This is a genomic window from Ligilactobacillus salivarius, assembly GCF_035231985.1.
Lineage (GTDB): Bacteria > Bacillota > Bacilli > Lactobacillales > Lactobacillaceae > Ligilactobacillus > Ligilactobacillus salivarius.
The window spans coordinates 157,872-180,061 of record NZ_CP117983.1 but is presented as its reverse complement, the minus strand read 5'-3'; the positions used below and the strand labels follow the sequence as shown (position 1 = coordinate 180,061).

General features: G+C 33.7%; 20 protein-coding genes and 1 CRISPR repeat array (1 of these 21 only partly in view). Of the genes, 3 read left to right on the top strand and 17 right to left on the bottom strand.

Translation table 11 applies throughout. The features are described from left to right. Positions 1-17: 17 nt before the first annotated feature. Positions 18-689, top strand: a complete 672-nt coding sequence (locus tag PTA89_RS00725; protein ID WP_003705011.1) for a histidine phosphatase family protein — start codon at positions 18-20, stop codon at positions 687-689. A gap of 350 nt (positions 690-1,039) precedes the next feature. On the opposite strand, the gene mnmG is transcribed toward PTA89_RS00725, so the two are convergent. Then, positions 1,040-2,953 carry a tRNA uridine-5-carboxymethylaminomethyl(34) synthesis enzyme MnmG gene (gene mnmG / locus PTA89_RS00720; RefSeq protein WP_081533484.1) on the bottom strand — a complete coding sequence of 638 codons (1,914 nt, stop codon included), beginning with the start codon at positions 2,951-2,953 and terminating at the stop codon, positions 1,040-1,042. Positions 2,954-2,976: 23 nt separating this feature from the next. Further along, positions 2,977-4,371, bottom strand: coding sequence for a tRNA uridine-5-carboxymethylaminomethyl(34) synthesis GTPase MnmE (gene mnmE, locus PTA89_RS00715; RefSeq protein ID WP_003700790.1), 1,395 nt, complete (start codon positions 4,369-4,371; stop codon positions 2,977-2,979). Between the two features lie 442 nt (positions 4,372-4,813). On the opposite strand from mnmE, the gene greA reads away from it, so the two are divergent. After that, entirely contained in the window at positions 4,814-5,287 is a 474-nt protein-coding gene (gene greA / locus PTA89_RS00710; protein WP_011475533.1) for a transcription elongation factor GreA, read from the top strand. A gap of 178 nt (positions 5,288-5,465) precedes the next feature. Further along, positions 5,466-6,095, top strand: coding sequence for a L,D-transpeptidase (locus PTA89_RS00705; protein WP_324177248.1), 630 nt, complete (start codon positions 5,466-5,468; stop codon positions 6,093-6,095). 37 nt (positions 6,096-6,132) lie between these two features. Here PTA89_RS00705 and PTA89_RS00700 read toward each other — a convergent pair whose 3' ends face one another. The 15 genes from PTA89_RS00700 to PTA89_RS00630 all read right to left on the bottom strand — a co-directional run bounded on the left by PTA89_RS00700 (position 6,133) and on the right by PTA89_RS00630 (position 20,829). Beyond that, on the bottom strand, positions 6,133-6,897 hold the full coding sequence (locus PTA89_RS00700; protein ID WP_003707192.1) for an ABC transporter ATP-binding protein: 765 nt from the start codon (positions 6,895-6,897) through the stop codon (positions 6,133-6,135). Then, positions 6,894-7,790 (bottom strand): ABC transporter permease, encoded by an 897-nt coding sequence (locus tag PTA89_RS00695; RefSeq protein ID WP_003700784.1) that lies wholly within the window; start codon positions 7,788-7,790, stop codon positions 6,894-6,896. The genes PTA89_RS00700 and PTA89_RS00695 overlap by 4 nt, the downstream gene beginning before the upstream one ends. Next, entirely contained in the window at positions 7,787-8,779 is a 993-nt protein-coding gene (gene trpX / locus PTA89_RS00690) for a tryptophan ABC transporter substrate-binding protein (protein ID WP_003700783.1), read from the bottom strand. The genes PTA89_RS00695 and trpX overlap by 4 nt, the downstream gene beginning before the upstream one ends. Positions 8,780-9,587: 808 nt before the next feature. Next, on the bottom strand, positions 9,588-10,673 hold the full coding sequence (locus PTA89_RS00685; protein WP_003707194.1) for an ABC transporter substrate-binding protein: 1,086 nt from the start codon (positions 10,671-10,673) through the stop codon (positions 9,588-9,590). Then, the gene (locus PTA89_RS00680) at positions 10,673-11,509 is read right to left on the bottom strand and encodes an ABC transporter permease (RefSeq protein ID WP_003709132.1); all 837 of its coding nucleotides are present in this window, start codon (positions 11,507-11,509) and stop codon (positions 10,673-10,675) included. The genes PTA89_RS00685 and PTA89_RS00680 overlap by 1 nt, the downstream gene beginning before the upstream one ends. Further along, entirely contained in the window at positions 11,510-12,310 is an 801-nt protein-coding gene (locus tag PTA89_RS00675) for an ABC transporter permease (RefSeq protein WP_003700777.1), read from the bottom strand. A 15-nt stretch (positions 12,311-12,325) separates the two neighbouring features. Then, complete coding sequence (locus tag PTA89_RS00670) at positions 12,326-13,414, bottom strand: ABC transporter ATP-binding protein (RefSeq protein WP_003709129.1); 1,089 nt, start codon at positions 13,412-13,414, stop codon at positions 12,326-12,328. 118 nt (positions 13,415-13,532) lie between these two features. Beyond that, a complete protein-coding gene (locus PTA89_RS00665; protein ID WP_003700773.1) occupies positions 13,533-14,240 on the bottom strand; it encodes an MIP/aquaporin family protein in 708 nt (235 codons plus the stop codon). 35 nt (positions 14,241-14,275) lie between these two features. Further along, the gene (glpO, locus tag PTA89_RS00660; RefSeq protein ID WP_003700772.1) at positions 14,276-16,105 is read right to left on the bottom strand and encodes a type 1 glycerol-3-phosphate oxidase; all 1,830 of its coding nucleotides are present in this window, start codon (positions 16,103-16,105) and stop codon (positions 14,276-14,278) included. A gap of 12 nt (positions 16,106-16,117) precedes the next feature. Then, positions 16,118-17,632, bottom strand: coding sequence for a glycerol kinase GlpK (gene glpK / locus PTA89_RS00655; protein ID WP_324177247.1), 1,515 nt, complete (start codon positions 17,630-17,632; stop codon positions 16,118-16,120). 401 nt (positions 17,633-18,033) lie between these two features. After that, complete coding sequence (locus tag PTA89_RS00650; RefSeq protein ID WP_003700769.1) at positions 18,034-18,345, bottom strand: bacteriocin immunity protein; 312 nt, start codon at positions 18,343-18,345, stop codon at positions 18,034-18,036. 339 nt (positions 18,346-18,684) lie between these two features. Beyond that, positions 18,685-18,915, bottom strand: coding sequence for a PspC domain-containing protein (locus tag PTA89_RS00645; RefSeq protein WP_003704561.1), 231 nt, complete (start codon positions 18,913-18,915; stop codon positions 18,685-18,687). 17 nt (positions 18,916-18,932) lie between these two features. Further along, complete coding sequence (locus PTA89_RS00640) at positions 18,933-19,898, bottom strand: DUF4097 domain-containing protein (RefSeq protein ID WP_268857297.1); 966 nt, start codon at positions 19,896-19,898, stop codon at positions 18,933-18,935. 2 nt (positions 19,899-19,900) lie between these two features. After that, positions 19,901-20,506 (bottom strand): DUF1700 domain-containing protein, encoded by a 606-nt coding sequence (locus tag PTA89_RS00635; protein ID WP_003704556.1) that lies wholly within the window; start codon positions 20,504-20,506, stop codon positions 19,901-19,903. 2 nt (positions 20,507-20,508) lie between these two features. Further along, the gene (locus tag PTA89_RS00630) at positions 20,509-20,829 is read right to left on the bottom strand and encodes a PadR family transcriptional regulator (RefSeq protein ID WP_034982287.1); all 321 of its coding nucleotides are present in this window, start codon (positions 20,827-20,829) and stop codon (positions 20,509-20,511) included. 169 nt (positions 20,830-20,998) lie between these two features. Continuing rightward, positions 20,999-22,190: direct repeats of the CRISPR family, unit length 36 nt; unit sequence GGTCTTAACCTAATTGATTTAACATCCTTCTGAAAC (it continues 1,472 nt past the right edge of the window).

The following is a 22,190-nucleotide window of genomic DNA, read 5'->3' as shown; positions in this document are numbered from 1 at the left end:
GAAAGGTTTTGTATTCAATGGCATTTACAATTTACATGGTTCGTCATGGACAAACATTTTTAAATAAGTATAACCGTCTCCAAGGTTGGTGCGATTCCCCACTAACTCCTAAGGGAATGGAAGATGCTCATAGTGCTGGACGTCATCTAGCTCATATCAATTTTGATCATGCATATCATTCAGATACAACTCGTGCTATGAGAACATGTCGTTATATTCTTGAAGAAAACATTGCATCTAATGATATTACACCTAAAGAAATTCGCAATTTCCGTGAACAAAGCTTTGGTTATTTTGAAGGCAATGACTCTTCACAAGTTTGGACAATGTTAGGTGCTCAACATGGTGGCTATCGTTCATATAACGAACTTATTGCAAACTATAGTTTAGGTAAAACTCGCGACTTTTTAAATGAAATTGACCCATTCAAAGATGCAGAAACAGATGAACAATACTGGGCTAGAATCAATGCTGGCTTTGATCATCTTCGTCGTCATCGCCAAGATGGTGAAAACATTCTTCTTGTTAGTCACAGTATTACAATTAGAAGTATTGTAGATCGTTTTGCCCCAGAATTGGGAGCAGCTGAACTTGGACCTAGAAATGGTTCAGTTACTAAATTAATTGTTTCAAAAGATGATATTAAGGTTGAGTATTACAATCATTATTTAGATAACGAAACTTACTAATATCAATAAAAAAAGTTTTATACCGACGTATTGGTATAGAACTTTTTTGTTATTTTTAGGTAAATTTATCTAGGTCATTTTTAATAAAAAATAAATTCTTATATATAAAAAAACTCCATGGTCAACAACAGAAAAACCATGGAGAAAAAGGAGTTATATGTTATATCACCTTATAGTTTTATTTAATTGGGGGAGAAAACTATAAGGTATGAGAAAAAATGAAAAAGTCTAATAATAAATGGGGTTAATTTATCATTAGCTTATGTTTATATAATACCTTTTAATTATGAAGAAAATATGAATTTTCCCGACAAATTTTTTCAAAATGTATAAGAAAAAGTAAATTTATGCTAATCGTCGACTCTAGCAATCTTTCCTTGTTCAATATAAACAGCTAAAATGGATAAGTCAGCTGGATTTACCCCTGAGATACGTCCAGCTTGTGCTAATGTTTCAGGTTGAATCTTAGCTAATTTTTGTTGAGCTTCAGTAGCAATTCCTTCAATACGAGAGTAATCAATTCTTGCTGGAATCTTCTTAGCTTCCATGCGCTTTAGTTTTTCAACTTTAGCATATTCTTTCTTGATATATCCTTCGTACTTGAATTGTATTTCAATTTGTTCAATTACACGTCTATCTAATGGTTCAGCAGGTGCTGGGATGAATTTCAATAGATCTTGATAAGTTACATAAGGTCTTCTTAAGAATTCAGTTGCTAGCACACCATCTTTTAATTCACGATCACCATGAGCTTCCACAAAGGCATTAACTTCAGCATTTGGCTTAATTCTAATCTTTGATAGTCTTTGCTTTTCAGCTTCAATTTGTGCTTTCTTTTCTTCAAAAGCAGCATAGCGTTCATCCGAAATCAAACCAATTTCATGACCTAATTCTGTTAAACGTAAATCTGCATTATCATGACGCAAAATTAACCGATATTCTGCACGTGAAGTTAGAAGACGATAAGGTTCGTTTGTTCCCTTTGTTACCAAATCATCAATCATAACACCGATGTAAGCATCACTACGTTTCAAAGTGATTTCTTCTAGTCCCTTAGCACGACGACCAGCATTTACACCAGCAATAAAGCCTTGACCTGCAGCTTCTTCATAACCAGAAGTACCGTTAGTTTGTCCAGCTGTGTATAGTCCCTTGATCAACTTAGTTTCCAATGTTGGTCTTAGTTGATATGGTGAAACAACATCATATTCAATTGCATAACCTGGACGCATCATTTCAGCATGTTCTAAGCCATCAATAGAATGTACCATTTCTTGTTGAACTTCTTCTGGTAAAGATGTTGATAAACCTTGAACATAGTATTCATCGGTATTACGTCCTTCAGGTTCCAAGAACAATTGATGACGAGGTTTGTCAGAAAAACGTACAATCTTGTCTTCGATTGATGGACAGTAACGAGGTCCAACCCCTTCAATAACACCAGTAAACATTGGTGCTCTGTCTAAATTATCTTGAATAATTTTATGTGTATATTCGTTAGTATATGTTAACCAACATGATAATTGATCCTTAACTTTTAAGTAATCTTCATCCTTAGATTCATAACTAAAGTGGTTAGGTTCCACGTCACCTGGTTGTTCTTCAGTCTTGTCGTAATCAATAGTATTTCCATCGACACGAGGTGGAGTACCTGTCTTAAATCTCTTCAATTCAAATCCTAATTTAGCTAAGTTCTTAGATAGTTCTAAAGCTGGTTGAGTATTATTTGGACCAGAAGAATACATTAATTCACCAATGATAATCTTTCCACGAGCAGCTGTACCAGTTGTTAAAACTACTGATTTCGCACCATAGCAAGCACCAGTATTGGTTACTACACCTTTAACTTCACCATCTTCAATAATCAAGTCATCAACAATTCCTTGACGCAAAGTTAAATGTGGTGTTTGTTCAATTGTATGTTTCATTTCAATAGAATATTGACGCTTGTCAGCTTGGGCTCTTAAAGCACGTACAGCAGGTCCCTTACCTGTATTCAACATTCTCATTTGAACGTAAGTCTTATCAATATTACGTCCCATTTCGCCACCCATGGCATCAATTTCTCTAACTACAATACCTTTAGCTGGTCCACCAATAGATGGATTACATGGCATAAATGCAACCATTTCAAGGTTAATCGTAATTAATAAAGTTTCATTACCCATTCTAGCTGAAGCTAAGGCTGCCTCACATCCGGCATGTCCTGCCCCAACAACAATTACATCATAGTCTTTAGCTTTATATCTTTTTCCGAATTCCATGATTTCCCTCTTTGTTCTTTTTCTTATTTTCCTAGACAGAATTGACTAAACAACTGTGTTAATAATTCATCTTGGTAAGAATCGCCCGTAATTTCACCTAGTTCATCCCAGGCATTTGTCATGTCAATTTGGCATAAGTCAACTGGCATTCCTGAATCTAATCCTTGTAGAACTGCATCTAAAGAATCTTCTGCTTGATTTAATAAAGCAATATGACGAGCATTTGTTACCATAATTGTAGATTGTGAATTTTCTATTCCACCGAAGAACAGTTCTGCAATCTTTTCTTCTAACTTATCTACCCCTGTTTTCTTTAAGACAGATGTCGTAATAAGTTCATCTTCTGGCACTAATTCACGCACTTCATCCATATTAAGCTTTTGTGGTAAATCTGTCTTATTTAAGATAACAATTCTCTTTTTACCACTCGTAGCCTGAATTAATTCTTTATCTTCATCAGTTAACTCTTCGCTAGCATTTAAAACTAACATAACTAAATCAGCTTGTTCGATTGCCTTTCTGGAACGTTCAACCCCTATCCTTTCAACTTTATCTTCAGTTTCTCGGATTCCGGCTGTATCGATCAATTTCAAAGGAACGCCTCTTACATTAACATATTCCTCAATTACATCGCGTGTTGTTCCAGCAATATCTGTTACGATTGCTTTGTCTTCATGAAGTAAATGATTCAATAGACTAGATTTCCCAACATTTGGTCGCCCTACAATTGCAGTTGCCAAGCCTTCACGTAAAACTTTTCCTTGCTTAGCAGTTGTTAACAATTGTTGAATACTCTTCTTAACTTCAATTGCTTTTTCACGTAACATCTTAGTGGTTAGTGTTTCCACATCGTCGTATTCTGGATAGTCAATATTAACTTCAACTTGAGCCAAAACATCTAAGATATCTTGACGTAAGTTTCTAATTAAATGTGATAAATTACCATCTAATTGATTTAAAGCCACTTTCATTGAACGATCAGTCTTAGCTCTAATTAAATCCATTACAGATTCTGCTTGAGTTAAGTCAATTCTTCCATGTAAGAAAGCACGCTTTGTGAATTCACCAGGTTCTGCTAATCTTGCTCCATTTGATAATAGTAATTGTAGAATTTGGTTAGTTGGAACAATCCCTCCGTGACAATTTATTTCAATAACATCTTCACGAGTAAATGTTCTAGGTGCTAACATCACTGACACCATTACTTCATCAAGTTCTTCATTAGTTTTAGGATTAACAATATGTCCGTAATTAATGGTATGTGTTGGAACTTTTTCTAAATTTTTTCCTTTAAACACCTTATTTGCAATCTTAACAGCATCTTCTCCACTTAAACGAACAATTGAAATCGCCCCTTCTCCAGGTGGAGTTGAAATTGCAGCGATTGTATCAAATTCTGTTGGTACCATTGTAGCCATGCCCTTACCTCCTTACTTCTTTACAATACATAAATTTAAACAAATAAAAAAGTGCCTACACCACGCCCCATAAATTAAAATAGGGAACGTGGACAAAGCACTTTGACTACTTCATCTAAGTTCAGATAAGAATGATTACTTATAATATATATTCTTGTATAAAAAATGTCAATATTGACTATTTTACGATAAACATAGTAGAAAATTTATTTATATCTACGCTTTTCACGTTTTGTTAAACTACTTTGAACTAACAATAAAATACCAATTAAAGCTGTTAGCCCTAAAATATCTGCAGTAATTATTTCACTCACTTCTCTCTTACTAACATTTTATAAGTAAATACTATACAGCGACTACTTCATAGTGTCAATTATTTGCTATTGGAATTTAAAATTTTTCTTATTATAATTATCCCTATAAATTACAGAGAGGTGATAACATGCCCAAAATATATTTCCAAAAGATGACACCAAATGGTTATAAACAAATTGAAGATGAAATTGAACAGTTAAAACTTGATCGCCCTGCCAAAATAAAACAACTTCAAGAAGCTAGAGCTTTAGGCGATTTATCAGAGAATGCTGAATATAGTGCCGCTAAACGTGACTTACGTCATTTAGAAAGTCGATTACGCTACTTAAATAAACAACTTCAATATGCAGAAATCATAACTCCTAAAAATGCTGATAGTGTAGATATTGGAACCACTGTAACTATCCAATTCGATGATGATGAAAACGACCTAGAAACATATCAGATCGTTGGAAAGCAAGAAGTTAATGTTGATGATAACAAAATCTCTTTTGTTTCCCCTATAGGTAAGGCTATTATGCACAAAAAAGTTGGTCACACAGCTACTGTTATTGCTCCAGCTGGCTCTTACACTGTCAAAATCATCTCTATTTCGATATGAAAAAAGCTAGGACCTTTTCCTAGCTAAACCGTATAATATAGAAACTACAGTATAACATGTATTTTTTGAAAATACAATACTCTTACAAAATTATTAAGTTTTGTCAACTTTATCTGCTTATTTTTGACTATTAATCTGCTATACGTTAAATTAGTATAGAGAGAAAGGGGTGCTAGTTTTGCCTTCTAGATCTGAAAAATTTAGCAAAAGAAAATATCAACAGAATTTTTTCAAATTTCTACTGATACTTGTCGTAATTGCCGTTGGTGGTTACAAGTTCCTTTTTAATTATGCTAAAAATACAGCTAGTCAAAATATTAATTCGAGTAGTTCCAGTGTTGAAACTGTTGTTACTCACCAAGCATCTAAAGTAGATTGGCAAAGTCCATCTGAGAAAAAACCATATCCAGATGTTAATGCCTATCCCAATATGTGGGTCAAAGTTTCAACTAGCAAGCATCGCGTCTACCTTATGAATGGTAATAAAGTTTTATATACTATGTTATGTTCTACTGGCTCCAAGGGTCAAGAAACACCTAAGGGAACTTTCGAAATTCAAGCTGAGCGTGGCGATCATTTCTACAACGCTCAGTCTGGTGAAGGTGCAAACTACTGGGTATCTTTTAAAGATCACGGAATTTATCTTTTCCATACAGTTCCAGTTGATGCTAACGGTAATTATGTCGTTTCCGAAGCTGAACAATTGGGAAAATCAAGTAATTCTCATGGTTGTGTACGTTTGTCTGTCGCAGATGCTAAATGGTTTTATGAAAATATTAAAACAGGAACAAAAGTTGTTGTTGAATAAAAAGCTACCGGTTTAAAAAACCAGTAGCTTTTTTTGCTTAGTTTGCGAAATATTTTAATACATCTTCTTCAGTCAACTTTTCTCTTTCTGCACCCTTAGCATCTAGCACAACCTTACCATCATTTAAAATCACAGTTCGATTACCATACTTTAGTGCATCTTTCATTTGGTGAGTAATCATGATACATGTTAAATTTTCTTTTTCTACAACTTCATTTGTTAATTCTAACAATTGGTGACTCGTATTAGGATCTAAAGCTGCAGTATGTTCATCCAATAATAACAATTCTGGCTTTTGAATTGTTGCCATTAAGAAACTTAGTGTCTGTCTTTGACCACCAGAAAGGCTACCAGCAAAAGTATTCAGTCTATCTGATAAACCATTTGGTAATTGAGCAGTTTCTTCTTTAAATTTCGCTAAATGTTTCTTCAGACCTCTAAGTCTTAACCCTCTTTTTTGGCCACGTTTAGTAGCTAATAATAAATTTTCAGCAACCGTCATTCTTGGAGCTGTTCCCATCTTAGGATCTTGAAATACCTGAGCGATATATTTAGCGCGTTTAACTTCTGATAACTTGGTCAAATCATGATTATTTAGAACTACTTGACCAGAAGTAGTATTCAATGATCCATTGATTACATTCAATAAAGTTGACTTACCAGCACCATTTGTTCCTAGTAATGTTACGAAATCACCTTTCTCTAAAGTTAAGTTCAAATCCTTTAAAATTCTTTTTTCTTCAGGTGTTCCAATATTCACAGTAGTATTAATGTTCTTTAATTCTAGCGCTACTTGGCTCATGGACGTTCAACCCCTTTCTTCAAAACTTTATTAACGTGAAATTTCTTTTGTAATAGTGGTAGCATTAAGCAGAATGCCAAAATTATTGCTGAAAGTAATTTGTAGTCATTAGTGCTGAAGCCTAGTTTCAAGACAATTAATAGCACGAAACGATATAAAATACTTCCGACTACTACGGCCACCAAACGTGCAGTCAAACTCAATTCTCCATATGCTACTTCACCAATAATAATAGCAGCTAAACCAATAACGATTGTTCCCACACCCATGTTTACGTCAGCATAACCGTTATTTTGTGAAATCAATCCACCTGCTAAACCAATTAAACCGTTAGAAATCATGAGCCCTAATATTTTTGTATTGTCAGTATGGATTCCTAATGAACGTGCCATTTTTTCATTATCACCAGTAGCGATAAATGCTTGTCCAATATCAGTATTTAGAAAAACTGCCAATAAAATTACGATAACTATTGTAAAAATAATTCCCACACAGACACTGTCAAAACCGTCTGGTAAATTCTTTAAAAATTCTGGTGAGAATAATGTCTTTTGATGCATCAAACCAACATTGGCTCTTCCAAGTATGCGTAAGTTAATAGAGTAAATACCTGTCATTACTAAAATACCTGCTAGTAAAATAGGAATTCTACCTTTTGTATAAAGTAAACCTGTCATTAATCCTGTTAATAATCCTGCACCAAAAGATAATGCAGTTGCGACAATTGGATTAACTCCATGAACCAAAGCTGATACACATACAGCTGCACCAAATGGGAATGTCCCTTCAACTGTCATATCAGGGAAATTTAAAATTCTAAATGTTAAGAATAAACCTAACGCTAATATTCCCCATAATAAGCCTTGACCTATTGCTGATGTTACTAAACTCATTTTATAATTTCCCCCTTCTCATTTGCTTGCTTTATAGCACTCGCTGGTACTTTCAAACCAAGCTTATCTGCTTGTTTTTGATTAATAACTGTAGAACCTTTTTTCACTGTTTCGACTGGCATTGTTGCTGGATTCTTACCCCTAAGTTCTTGAGCTGCCATCTTACCTGTTAATTTTCCTAATTCATATTGACTAACACTAACAGTTGCTACACCGCCACCTTTAATCATTGAGTCAACACCTGGGAAAATTGGAATATTCTTCGCATTAGTATTCTTTACTAAAGTAGAGAAGCCAGAAGCAACGGTATTATCAGAAGGTACATAAACAGCTTGTACTTCACTTGCCATAGTTGCAGATACTTGATCAATATCATTAGTAGAAGTTATTGTATAAGTTTTAACTGTAATTCCTGCTTTTTCAGCTAACTTCTTAAATTCCTTATATTCGGCAGTTGATGAATCATCGCTGGATGTGTAAATTACTCCAATGTTTTTCAAGTCTGGCATGAATTCTCTAATCAACTTCACTTGAGCAGCGACAGGTTCCTTGTGCATTACCCCAGAAACTGTACCACCTGGCTTTTCTAAAGTTTTTACCAAACCAGTTCCAACTGGATCACTTACAGCTCCCATTGTAATAGGAATCTTACTGTTTTCATTTGCTAGTGATTGAACTGCAGGTGTAGCAATTCCAATAAGTACTGATGCTTTTTCCTGTACAAATCTATCACTCATTGTCTTTAAGTTACTTTGATCACCTTGAGCATTTTGGTAATCAATCTTCATAGTCTTACCATTTACAAAACCTTCTTCTTTCAATCCATCCACTATTCCTTGATGGATTTGATCTAAAGCTGGATGACTTAATGTTTGTAAAATAGCGACTGTAGGCATTTTATTTTTGCTTTCTTCTTGCTTTTTTTCTACGTTAAAAGCTACTCCTAAAAATACTGCTAATGCAATAATTGTTGCTATTAATCTTTTCATTTTTCTTAAAATCCTTTCTTTGAAATTTATCTTCAATTATTTGTTCAAATTGTCGTACCAACAAAAAAGGCACCTCCCACATTTTGCAGGAGATGCCTAAAAAAACAAAACCCGCACGAAGTACTTAATCCGTGCGGGCAATTGAAGAAATATAATATATAGCCAGCACAGATACGACAATCTGACAAGGTCGTATCTGCACTCACAGAAACAACCCTAATACTGGCTTTGCCAACGAATATTCAATTCATTAATCTTAGAGTTATTCATAATACTTCTTCCTTTCCGTCATTTGTTGTAATTGATTATACAAAAGGCTTTATATTATTGTCAATATATTTCTTAAAAATAAGTTAATTTTATTTAACCAAGGAAAACGCTTGCAATAAAGAGAAATATATGTTATAAAATAAGTGTAAGGAGTCAAAGGATTCCCACAATTAGTACGAATCATACAACTGAATAGTCGTTGTTGCAATAAGTCCTTAGAGGGTGATAGAACCAACAACTTGAGTTTAGACATTTTAATATGTCAGAAAATCTTGATTTTGAATTGCGTTACTAATTGGATTAATTAGGAGATCTTGTTAGGTTATGAACCAACAGATAGAAAATATTTTTAAAGGTGTGGGAACAATTGAGTAGAACTCCTTATTATAAGATTAACAACTCTTAGCTTCATTGAAGACAGGGAACATTAGATTCCAAGTGATATTAAAGTTAAATGAAGAAGCTAAGGGTTGTTTTGTTGTGTTTTTAATTAGAATTTAAAAAGCAGTACTGGTGAAAATACCAATACTGCTTATTTTTATTGTCGATACATTTTTAATTCTAAAAAGTCATCGTTATATTTTTCTAGATATGTTTGACCTAGGTCAGCATATACTTCCATTTTACTCATCTGCTTCTTAGTAGGATAGAATTGCTTATCAGAAGTTATAGACTTAGGAAGTAATTTAGCTGCTTTATCATTTGGCGTAGCATAACCAATATATTCTGCATTTTGTGCAGCATTCTTTGGTTCTAACATGAAGTTAATGAATTCATACGCACCTTTAACATTCTTAGCTGTCTTAGGAATAACAATATTATCAAACCACAAGTTAGTTCCATCATCTGGGATTACATAGTGAAGATGAGAATTATTATCTAACATTTCTGATGCTTCCCCCGAATATGTTACTGCCAAAGGCGCTTCATCGTTTTGCATATACGTTTTAATTTCATCTGCTACAAAAGCTTTAGCATTAGGTGTTAGATTCTTTAACTTATCATATGCCTGATTAATCTGAGAATCATTCTTAGAGTTTAAAGAATATCCTAAACTATTTAGCCCAATTCCTATGAACTCTCTAGCACCATCAATAAACAAAATTTGCTTACGGTACTTAGAATTCCACAAGTCATTCCAATTAGTTATTTCACCTGGTTTTATATACTTATCGTTATATACAATTCCCAGTGTTCCCCAGAAATAAGGTACAGAATATTTATTATGCTTATCAAAACTTAAATCCAAGAATTGTGGATCATTGTTATCCATTCCTTTTATCTTGTGTTTATCTAATGGCAATAGCAATTTTTCCTTTGCCATTTTTTGAATCATATAATCACTTGGAACAGCAATATCATATGGTGTTCCACCTTGCTTAATCTTAGTAAACATTGCTTCATTAGAATCGAAAGTTTCGTAATTAACTTTATATCCTGTTTGTTTTTCAAACTTCTTTACCAATTGTGGATCAATGTAATCTCCCCAATTGTAGATATTTAACACTTTCTTACTACTGCTATTCGTTTGTGTATTTTCTGTACGATTAAGTCTCATAACACCTAAGGACAAGCATACAATAATTACAATAATTCCTGATATTAGTGCTAGTAATTTTTTCATTAGTGTAGCACCTCTTTTCTAACTTGCTTACCTTGGCGGCGATGGTTGGCGCTATTATCACGACTGATAAAATAATAACCTATCACTAAAACTAAAGAGAATAAAAATACTAACGCACTCAAAGCATTAATCTCTAAACTGACTCCTCGTCTAGCACGTGAGTAAATTTCAACTGACAGAGTTGTAAAGCCATTTCCTGTAACAAAGAATGTAACTGCAAAATCATCCAATGAATATGTGAATGCCATAAAGTATCCTGCAATTATTCCTGGTGTTAGGTAAGGAAGTACAACATTTGTTAAAACTTGCCAGTGGTTTGCACCTAGATCATAAGCTGCCATCGTCAAAGAATCTTGCATTTCTTGTAATTTGGGCAATACCATCAAAACTACAATTGGAATACTGAAAGCTATGTGGGATAATAGTACGCTAGCAAATCCTAATGATAAACTATGTATCCAGGAACCTAATAATGTAAATAGAATTAAGAAACTAGCACCTATAATAACATCTGGCGATACAATCAAAATATTATTTAATGATAATAAAGCCAGTCTTGTTCTGCGTTTTTGGTAACGATAAATTGAAATTGCACCAAAAGTTCCTATCATAGTCGCAATCAATGCAGATAAGAAAGCTAAAATAAAAGTTTCTAACAAGATTATCAATAATCGCGTATCAGCAAATAATTCTTGAAAATGAACCCAACTAAAACCTTCAAATCTATTCATCGTTTCACCGCTATTAAAGGCATAAAATATTAAGTAAAAGATTGGTGCATATAAGAAGATAAACATTACCCATAGATACACATTTTTCCAATTAATTTTCTTCATCTATTTATGCCCCCTTTTCTCGCCGGTAATTACCATAACAATGAACATTATAACAATCAAAACAACACCAATTGTTGAACCCATTCCCCAATTTTGTGTTACCAAGAAATGTTCTTCGATAGCAGTACCTAGAGTGATTACCCTATTTCCTCCTATCAAACGTGTCAACATAAATAGTGAGAGCGATGGAATAAATACTGCTTGAATTCCACTTTTTACCCCATTCATAGATAATGGCATTACAACTTTAAAGAAGGTTTGCCATTCATTAGCACCTAAATCTCGACTAGCACGTAAAACTGACGGATTAATTTCTTCAAGGGCATTAAATATTGGCATTATCATGAAAGGTATTTGAATATAGGTCGCAACAACAATAAAACTAAAATCAGTAAATAATATCTGTTTAGGTCCTATTCCAAAAAAACTAAGAAAATGATTTACACTTCCGTCAATTCCAAAAATACCAATAAAGGCATAAGCTTTTAACAACAAATTAACCCAGGTTGGTAAGATGACTAACAATAGCCAAAGTTCTTTATGCTTTAACTTCGTCAAAAAATATGCCATGGGATAACTTACTAAAACCGTAAAAAAGGTAATAATAAAAGCATATAGGAATGAGTTAAAAGTCATCATTAAATACTTGCCTGAACCGAAATAATTTCCATAGTTACTTAAAGTGAAGTTCCCATGGATGTCTATGAAAGAATAATAGACAATTAACAACACTGGAGCAATTACAAATAAACCTATCCATAGATAATAAGGGATTGTTAATAAAGGATTTATCTTTTTCATTTACTATTCCCCCTATTAATCATTATAGCTATCCAAACGAGCATCAAAATCTTCTTCTGATTCATTGAATCTCATAACATGGATATCTTCAGGTCCAAATGAAAGTCCAATATTTTCACCTGGTACAGCTCGCTTGGTAGAATGTACTAACCATTTATTACCTAAGGCATCTGTACAACGAATTTCATAATGAACCCCTCTGAATAATTGTGTATCTACTTTAACCTTCAATTGTCCCTTTTCTGGGCTTGTCAAAACTAAATCTTCAGGTCTGATCACAACTTCAACTGGTTCGTTAGGCTTCATTCCCCCGTCAACACAAGGAAATTGTTGATCAGCAAACTCTACCAACTCATCTTTAATCATTATTCCATTTACAATGTTAGATTCTCCAATAAAATCTGCCACATAATGATTAATTGGTTCATCATAAATATCTACTGGCGTTCCACTTTGAACAATATTACCATTATTTAAAACAAAGATTTCATCACTCATCGCCAAAGCTTCTTCTTGATCATGAGTAATAAAAATAAATGTTATTCCTAGTTTTTTTTGTAATGAACGTAATTCATATTGCATTTCTGCTCTTAACTTTTGATCCAAAGCTGAAAGCGGCTCATCTAACAAGAGAACCTTGGGATCCAATACGATCGCTCTTGCAATTGCAACACGTTGTCTTTGACCACCTGACATTTCAGATATAGCTCGATCTTCATAACCATCTAAACGTACCATGCGCAAGGCCTCAGTAACCTTTTCCTTAATTTTATCAGCTGGAACTTTCTTTATTTTCAATCCAAATGCGATGTTATCGTACACGTTCAAATGTTGGAATAATGCATAGTCTTGAAATACTGTATTAACTTGTCGCTTGTTAGCTGGTACATCATTTATTCGTTTACCATCAAAATAAACGTCCCCCGATGTAGCATCAGACAAACCTGCAATAATATTCAAAATTGTAGTTTTCCCACAACCTGAAGGACCCAGCAGCGTATAGAATTTACCCTCTTCTATATCAAAACTTACATCTTTCAGTACCTGAACATCGTCATCATAGCTTTTAACAACATGTTTAAATGAAATTAATGGCTGCTTCAACTTTTTCACCTCGTTATCTTTTATTGTCTTCAAAAGATAAATTGTAGCACACTTTTATATATAAAAAAAGAGAAGTGCAAACCCTTTACACTTCTCCTCTGAAATATATATTTACCTATTACATTAAGAAATATTGAACACAAGCTGCAATTAAACCACCTGCTAATGGGCCAAACATTGGAACCCAAGCATAACCCCAGTTTGAATCACCTTTATTAGGTACTGGTAATACTGAGTAAGCAAATCTTGGAGCCCAGTCACGAGCTGGATTCAAGGCAAATCCTGTTGTTCCACCTAAAGCTTGACCAACTACCATGATTAGTAAACCAACAATCAATGGCTTCAATCCTTTTGTAAAGTCTCCTAAGTTTAATAATGTTAGGATGAATACAAAAGTTGCGATTGTTTCACTTAAGAAATTGTATAAGCCATTGTTAATAGCAGGACCTGTTGCAAAAATTCCTACTACATTACCGTCATTAGCGTCTTTGGCATTCTTAAATTGTGCTCCATATTGGATGATGACTAAAACTGCACCAACAAAGGCTCCTAAGAACTGACCTAATAAGTATGGCAATACTTGATCCCATGGGAAGAATCCAAAGATTGCGAATGGGATTGTAACTGCAGGATTTAAATGTCCTTGAGAACCAAAGCTACCAGCTACATAAACACCAAATGTTACAGCCATACCCCAAGCAATTGTGATGAATAGCCAACCTGAATTACGTGCATATGATGTTTTAAGGTTAACACCAGCACCCGTGCCCACACCTAGTACGATTAGGACCATTGTCCCTAAAAATTCTCCTAAAAACCCGTTCACACAAATCACCTCTATTATCTAGTTTTATCAGCAGTTTACTTTAAATATGCTAAGCTTGATTCTGCAATAGTTTCATCTAATTGCTTAGCTGCAGCTGCTTTTTCTTCTTCATTCCATTCCATAATGCGTGCCATTTCATCAACAAAGGCATCTTTCTTCATCATTAATTCATCTTTATGGAAGAGAACATAGTTTGTACGACGTAATAAGAAGTCTACTAAATTCAAGGTCATTTCTTCGTTTACAGAGTAATGTAAGCTCAATGTATCAGCTAAAGTTAAACCTGGAGCTGCTTCTACATCGTCTGCGTAAGAAATTACACGACTTGTGTTTGAACCAAAGCGATTTGCTAAGTCAGCAGCATCTGCAGCTGGCATACCTTTGTCCATCGCAATCTTTTGGTAGAATTTCATTGTTTCATCAACGTTTGTAGGATCGAAGTGTCCACCTGAAACTTGTAATTTCTTGGAATCAACTTCGCGTACATCTTTATTAAATAATTCTTTGAATAACTTACGGATTAATTCCATTGCCCCAGCTGCCATCTTACGGTAGTCAGTAATCTTACCACCAGAAAGTGTGATTAAACCATCATCACCTACTTTAAGTGAAGAACCACGAGATACTTGTGATGGGCTTAGAGTCTTTTCTGCTGAAGCTGTCTTCAAGCTACTGATTGATTTTTCAACTTCGCCACGACTTGCTTCATCTTTACTGTATGCTACAGCTATCTTAATTAAGTTTTCGAAACTTTCATCTGATACTTTACCAGTGTTAGATCCACCACCGTTATAGTCAGAACTTCCATTACCAGATAGAAGTGGTCTTAAACCTGCCCAGCTTGCTTCGATATCATTAATTGTAATTTCAGCTTCTGGGTATCTGTTGTTGATAGCTTTTAATAAGTAATCTACATCAGCTTGTTCAACTCTTGGATGCTTGTAATCACCAGTGTAGTCTGTGTCTGTTGTACCAAAGTATGTTTTGTTTTCACGTGGAACAACGAAAATCATACGACCGTCACCAATTCCAGAATCAAAATATGTTGGTTGAGGAACTCTTAGACGTGAGCTATCTACAACTAAATGCACACCCTTAGTTGGACGAATTACTTCGCCTTCACCATTCTTGTCATCTAAGCCTAATGTCTTAGTTACCCATGGACCTGTAGTATTAATTACCATCTTAGCTTTGATTTCAAATTCTTCATCTGTTAATAAGTCTTTAGCTTTTACACCATTAATACGCCCATTATCATCATGAAGAACACCTACAACCTTAACGTGACTAGCCATTAAGCCACCTAATTCATCAGCTTCTTTAATGTTTTCAATAACTAGACGAGCATCATTATTTACATAATCAAGGTAAACACCTGCACCTAATAACTTATCGCTCTTCAAGTTTGGTTCGCGTTGTAATACTTCTTCACGAGAAATTGTGTAGTTAGCATATTGTGTGCCTGTTACTCCAGCTAAACGGTCATATAAGTCCATCGCAATCTTAACACTGAACATGTCGAATGTTGAACTTGGATCGTCATAAATAGGTAATAACATTGGGAAAGGTCTTGGAATATGTGGAGCAATTCCTTGAACAACTGCACGTTCTTGTACAGTATCTGCAACAACACCTACATCAAATGTCTTTAGGTATCTGATACCACCATGAACTAATTTTGTAGAACGAGAACTTGTTCCTTCAGCAAAGTCTTGCATTTCAACTAAACCAGTCTTCAAACCGGAAGCTGTAGCTTGGAGGGCAACACCTGCACCTGTAATTCCCCCACCAATTACTAACAAATCTAATTCTTCATTCTTTAATTTATCAACTGTGTTTTTACGTGTTTTAATTGAAAATGTCATTGTATCTTCCTCCTAAAGATTTTCGTTTATTTTATATTTGAATATACGTGTTGCTTCTACTGCGTTCTTCCATCCAGCATATAGATATTCTCTAGCATCATCGGACATTTCTGGTTCAAATCTACGACCAACTGTAAATAATTCTTTCAATTCATCTGTGTCTTTCCAGAAACCAACTGCTAATCCAGCTAAGAAAGCTACACCTAGAGCTGTTGTTTCTAAGTTTCCAGCTCTTTCAACTGACTTATTAAGCAAATCAGATTGGAATTGTAACAAGTAGTTATTCATAGCAGCTCCACCGTCAACACGAAGGACTGGAATCTTAATACCTGTATCTTTTTCCATCGTATCTAATACATCTCTTGTTTGGTAAGCAAGTGATTGTAAAGTAGCTTTAATAAAGTCATTCTTAGTTGTACCACGTGTTAATCCGAACACTGCCCCACGAGCATCACTATCCCAGTAAGGAGCACCTAAACCTGTAAAGGCTGGGACAACGTAAACTTCATTATGGTTAGTTGATTCATTAGCTGCTCTTTCTGATTCAGGAGCTGATTCAATAATTTCCATACTATCTCTTAACCATTGAAGTGCTGAACCAGATACAAATACTGAACCTTCTAAAGCAAAATTAATCTTGCCATCAATAGAATATCCAATAGTTGTTAACAAGTTATTCTTGGAAAGAACTGGTTTATTACCTGTATTCATTACAATAAATGAACCTGTACCATAAGTATTCTTAACTGTTCCATCTTCTAAAGCTAATTGACCGAATAAAGCAGATTGTTGGTCACCAGCCATACCGGAAATAGGAACTTGACTACCAAAGAAGTGGTATGCTGCAGTTTGACCATAGATTTCAGAATTTCCTTTAACTTCTGGTAATAGAGCTTCAGGAATATTCAATAATTCTAAAATTTCTTTATCCCATTTCAAATCATGAATGTTGAACAACATTGTACGACTAGCATTAGAATAATCTGTTACGTGAACTTTACCACCTGTTAATTTCCATGTAAGCCATGTATCAATCGTACCGAATAATAATTCACCTTTTTCAGCACGTTCTTGAGCGCCTTCTACATGATCTAAGATCCAACGAATCTTTGTTGCTGAGAAGTAGGCATCAATGATTAAACCTGTCTTTTCATGAATAGTATCAGAATAACCTTCATCAATTAATTTTTGTGCAATGTCACTTGTTTGTCTTGATTGCCAAACAATAGCGTTATAAATTGGTAATCCTGTTTCTTTGTCCCAAATAATAGTTGTTTCACGTTGGTTAGTAATACCAATACCTGCAATTTGTTTTGGTTGTATCCCTGAGCTAATAAAAGAATTAGCTATTGTTGATAATACTGCGTTCCAAATTTCATTAGCGTCATGTTCTACCCAACCTGGTTGAGGGAAATATTGACGAAATTCTTTTTGTCCTTCAGCAACTTTATTTCCTTTTTTGTCGAAGATAATCGCACGTGTACTTGTAGTACCTTCGTCGATAGCCATAATATATTTATCTGACATCATTAGACCTCCTTATGTACCTCTTTTAAGAAAACGTTTTCTTTAATTTATGAACTAAGCATATCATGTAAAATATAGTTTTTCAACATATAAAATAATTATCTTATTATTCACAAATTAGTGTTTTTAGTTTTGAAAACGCTTATTAATAAAGGGTATAGATTTGTGAATGAGATATTTTCTCATAATCTAATCATTTTTGCTCTTGTTGTGCATATCGAGAAAACGCTGATGCTGTAAGTGTTTAAAACATAATTTGCACACGTTGAGAAAATTATGTTAAGAATGTTACATTTGTGTTACAAAATATAATTTCGTATATTTAATCCATAAAAAAATCAGCGAACCAAATTTAATCAAAAATTTGATTCGCTGACTTCAAACTATTATTAATTATTTAACTAAACAAATTGTTTGGCATCATCCACTGGACTAAGATAAACATAATTCAAATTTGTTCTTTTACCAATTCTAGCCAATTCCTTGATAATATCCTTTTGTTCTGGTGTCAAATATAAGTCTTTTTTCACAGCATTCACTTGTAGATAAAGTACCAATCTTCCTGTCCAAGCCAATGGATGACTACTTGTTTTATACTTTTCATTTACATTTGCTAGAACTTGACGAATTTCTTCTACACCTTTACGATTATCATTTTCAAAACTGTCATATAACTCTACAACTAATCTTTGTAATTCTTGTACTTTTTCCATATTTTATCACTCCATACTTAAATCTAGCTCTAACTTCACTACTATTTTCAAGTAGGCCAATGATAATTATTGATAGTTTTGTGCACTTTCCTATCTTTTTTTCTCGAGAAATCATTATCTTTCTTCCTACAAGTCTACTGTATCATACGTCAAAGTAATATTTAACCCTTTTAGCCTCATGCTTTCTAAACATATCAGCATTTGAAAGTATATCATGATTATAATACTGACTAAGGTGTTGCTCTTTTGCTATCACTCAGTAATTACTTTATTTAAAATCCGAAATACCTGCTAATAAAAAAGTATGCTCAGTTTCCTAAACATACTTTTTAATACTCATTATTTCTCGTGAAATTCGCCTTCAATTACGTCGTCATTATCTTTGTCTGTTTTTTCTGGCATTATTACTGCTGCAATAATATAAAGGAATACTCCTGGGAAGAATCCAGTTACCATCATCAATGCAGCACCAATAATTCTAACTAGAGCCTTATCTGCTCCAAAATATTCTGCAAAACCACCTAATACACCAGTCAAAACTTTATCATTTGATTTAGTCAATTTTTTCATATTTATCTCCTCCTTAATTAATTTACAGTAATATCGCCATCATTACTTATAATATCTAATACATTATCTGAGTTAGAATTCTTCTCTAAAACATTACCATTACTTGTTGTTTGTTCAAATAATCTTACGTCGCCATCATTACTTTGAACTCGATAGCCATCAACTGTTACACGAGAAACTAGTACGTCTCCGTCAGTATCATCTATCTTGTATCCACCTTGAATTTGTGTATTACTCATCTTAATGTCACCATCATTATTACGTAAGTTACCACCTTGAATAGACAAATTATTGTAATCCACATCTCCGTCAGTAATATTCATTGCAACTTGCATCAATGATCCACCATTTAAGCGTACATCTGTGTCATTTAAGTCTAACTTACCATTACTTAACACCGTATTGGTCATACTAATATCTGAATCACCTGCAGATAATTCTACATTTCCAAAATTAGCATCTCTTAAATCTAGTTTAGTATCATGAATAGATGCCTTAACTTGATCTGCTTCAATTCCTGTCATATTAACCTGTGATAATAAAGAATCAGATAATTTAAGATTTAGTTCATCTAATTTACTATCCTTTGGTAAAGTAATTATCATCTTATTTCGATCAGAATTTCGATAATAATCATCATACATGCTCATTCCATTAAATCTTATGCTATGACTACTTAAGCGTCCTTTAATTTCTAGTTGATTACCAGACTTCTTTACCGTTGGGGAGCTAGATTTTGCACCTTCGTATCTTACAGAATAGTTCTTTCCTTCTCTAAATTCCACATTAACATCTTTAACATCTATATCAAGTTTGTTAATGTCTTTATAGGTATGAGCTTGAGTAACTTTAGTACTATCTGCAATAACAGGTTTTAAATCTTCAAAAACAATACTTTTATTTCCTTTAAGTCCAAAGCCAATTGCTAATAAAATAGCGCCAATAATGGAAATTATAAAACCACTTATTATTGTCTTTTTCATAGCTATCTAACCCCCTTTTTGTTGAAACGTCTGTAAATATATCGAATGAAGTTCGCTACCATTTTTACAACTGTTACTATTATCAAGTAAATTATTGGTAGAATAACCATTAATGCTCCGATACCAATAATTCCTATTCCAAGATAAAATAGTCCCACTCCTAATTTTGTAAACAATAGGAATATTCCTACATATAAACTAGTTAGGGTTATAAAGATAGCTGCTCCAGCTAAGGCAATAATTGTTACTGCTACTGCAAAAGCTACACCAATTGCTGCTACTAAAACTCCTAGTAAGGCTACCCCTATAATTAAAGTTGCTGGTGTCGCAAGTAATGCCAAAATGATTAGCCAAGCAGTCTTGATATTTGTCTTAGGTAAAATGCCACCACTTTCCTTACCATCATCCTTCAATGAATAATCTGCTAGTATTCGTAGACTTAATTGTCTAGGTGTTCCAACTTTTTCTTCAATTTCTGCACGTGTTTGTACCCCTGCATCTTCTAAATATTCTGTGTAGAAATCCTCAATATCTTTGATCTCACTATCATCTAAACGTCTTAAATATTTTTTTAATTCTTGTAGATACTTTGTTATTTCTGAGTTCATTATTATTCCCCCTCTCTATTTTTTTCGAAAATTGAATCCAAACTAACTTTATAGTCACTCCACATTTTTTTAACTCTTCCTAAATGTTCTTCCCCACTATTTGTTATGCGATAATATCTACGATTTCTCCCTTGATATGATTGATCATATGTTTCTAATAAACCATTATTCTTTAACCTGCGTAATACTGGGTAGAGTGTTGATTCTGAAATTGAAATTGCTCTTTGCATATCCTGTGTCAATGAGTATCCATAATAATCTTGCTTATCTAAAAGCGCTAATACTAAACCATCTAGTAAATCAGAACTAACTTGAATTTTCATCATCATCCCTCACTTTCTTTTATATCTTATCTTCAACTATATTATATATCATATAATATTACGTTATCAACCATAATATAGCATAAAATACAAAATTTTTGCATAAAAAAATCTATCAGAAAATTTTCTGATAGATTTATAAGTACTATAAGATATTTTTGGTACTTTAGGTCTTAACCTAATTGATTTAACATACTTCTGAAACTTAATCCTCCTGTGACTTTCCAAGTCCTAAAGATCTTTAATATACTTCTGAAATTACGCCTAAATTATATCATAAAAGAAAGTAGATCTTAACCTAATTGATTTAACATCCTTCTGAAACCACAGTTCCCGCATTTGTCGTTTCGTTTGTGGTCTTAACCTAATTGATTTAACATCCTTCTGAAACCGATCAAACAATGTTACTGCTTGTTTTAGAGGTCTTAACCTAATTGATTTAACATCCTTCTGAAACATGGTTTCTTAAAATGTTCTAGTGAGATCCGGTCTTAACCTAATTGATTTAACATCCTTCTGAAACATGCTAAAAAAGTAGATATTGAGGAGCTAGGGTCTTAACCTAATTGATTTAACATCCTTCTGAAACAAATTTCCTTTAAATGTTCATAACCATTCAGGTCTTAACCTAATTGATTTAACATCCTTCTGAAACAGGAATGATACCCAAATTTATAAAATCAAAGGTCTTAACCTAATTGATTTAACATCCTTCTGAAACGTTTCTCAGCATATTCAAGAAACTTCCTTAGGTCTTAACCTAATTGATTTAACATCCTTCTGAAACCACAGTTCCCGCATTTGTCGTTTCGTTTGTGGTCTTAACCTAATTGATTTAACATCCTTCTGAAACCGATCAAACAATGTTACTGCTTGTTTTAGAGGTCTTAACCTAATTGATTTAACATCCTTCTGAAACATGGTTTCTTAAAATGTTCTAGTGAGATCCGGTCTTAACCTAATTGATTTAACATCCTTCTGAAACACACTGACGGTAATTCGGAAATGATTCCAGGGTCTTAACCTAATTGATTTAACATCCTTCTGAAACTTTGATAAATGACATTGTTCAATGGTCTGTGGTCTTAACCTAATTGATTTAACATCCTTCTGAAACTTCTTCGGAGTACAAAAAGAGTACAAATAAGGTCTTAACCTAATTGATTTAACATCCTTCTGAAACAATTAGTTTATCTGGTTCAACATTACAAACGGTCTTAACCTAATTGATTTAACATCCTTCTGAAACATAACTCTCATGTTGTATTTTATGAAGACCGGTCTTAACCTAATTGATTTAACATCCTTCTGAAACAGAAGGCTATAAACAATTGCCACGAGAAGAGGTCTTAACCTAATTG

Coding starts and splice junctions, on each gene's coding strand:
- PTA89_RS00725 (WP_003705011.1), top strand. CDS start 18: ATGGCATTTACAATTTACATGGTTCGTCATGGACAAACATTTTTAAAT.
- mnmG (WP_081533484.1), bottom strand. CDS start 2,953: ATGGAATTCGGAAAAAGATATAAAGCTAAAGACTATGATGTAATTGTT.
- mnmE (WP_003700790.1), bottom strand. CDS start 4,371: ATGGCTACAATGGTACCAACAGAATTTGATACAATCGCTGCAATTTCA.
- greA (WP_011475533.1), top strand. CDS start 4,814: ATGCCCAAAATATATTTCCAAAAGATGACACCAAATGGTTATAAACAA.
- PTA89_RS00700 (WP_003707192.1), bottom strand. CDS start 6,897: ATGAGCCAAGTAGCGCTAGAATTAAAGAACATTAATACTACTGTGAAT.
- PTA89_RS00695 (WP_003700784.1), bottom strand. CDS start 7,790: ATGAGTTTAGTAACATCAGCAATAGGTCAAGGCTTATTATGGGGAATA.
- trpX (WP_003700783.1), bottom strand. CDS start 8,779: ATGAAAAGATTAATAGCAACAATTATTGCATTAGCAGTATTTTTAGGA.
- PTA89_RS00685 (WP_003707194.1), bottom strand. CDS start 10,673: ATGAAAAAATTACTAGCACTAATATCAGGAATTATTGTAATTATTGTA.
- PTA89_RS00680 (WP_003709132.1), bottom strand. CDS start 11,509: ATGAAGAAAATTAATTGGAAAAATGTGTATCTATGGGTAATGTTTATC.
- PTA89_RS00675 (WP_003700777.1), bottom strand. CDS start 12,310: ATGAAAAAGATAAATCCTTTATTAACAATCCCTTATTATCTATGGATA.
- glpO (WP_003700772.1), bottom strand. CDS start 16,105: ATGACATTTTCAATTAAAACACGTAAAAACACAGTTGATAAATTAAAG.
- glpK (WP_324177247.1), bottom strand. CDS start 17,632: ATGTCAGATAAATATATTATGGCTATCGACGAAGGTACTACAAGTACA.
- PTA89_RS00650 (WP_003700769.1), bottom strand. CDS start 18,345: ATGGAAAAAGTACAAGAATTACAAAGATTAGTTGTAGAGTTATATGAC.
- PTA89_RS00645 (WP_003704561.1), bottom strand. CDS start 18,915: ATGAAAAAATTGACTAAATCAAATGATAAAGTTTTGACTGGTGTATTA.
- PTA89_RS00640 (WP_268857297.1), bottom strand. CDS start 19,898: ATGAAAAAGACAATAATAAGTGGTTTTATAATTTCCATTATTGGCGCT.
- PTA89_RS00635 (WP_003704556.1), bottom strand. CDS start 20,506: ATGAACTCAGAAATAACAAAGTATCTACAAGAATTAAAAAAATATTTA.
- PTA89_RS00630 (WP_034982287.1), bottom strand. CDS start 20,829: ATGAAAATTCAAGTTAGTTCTGATTTACTAGATGGTTTAGTATTAGCG.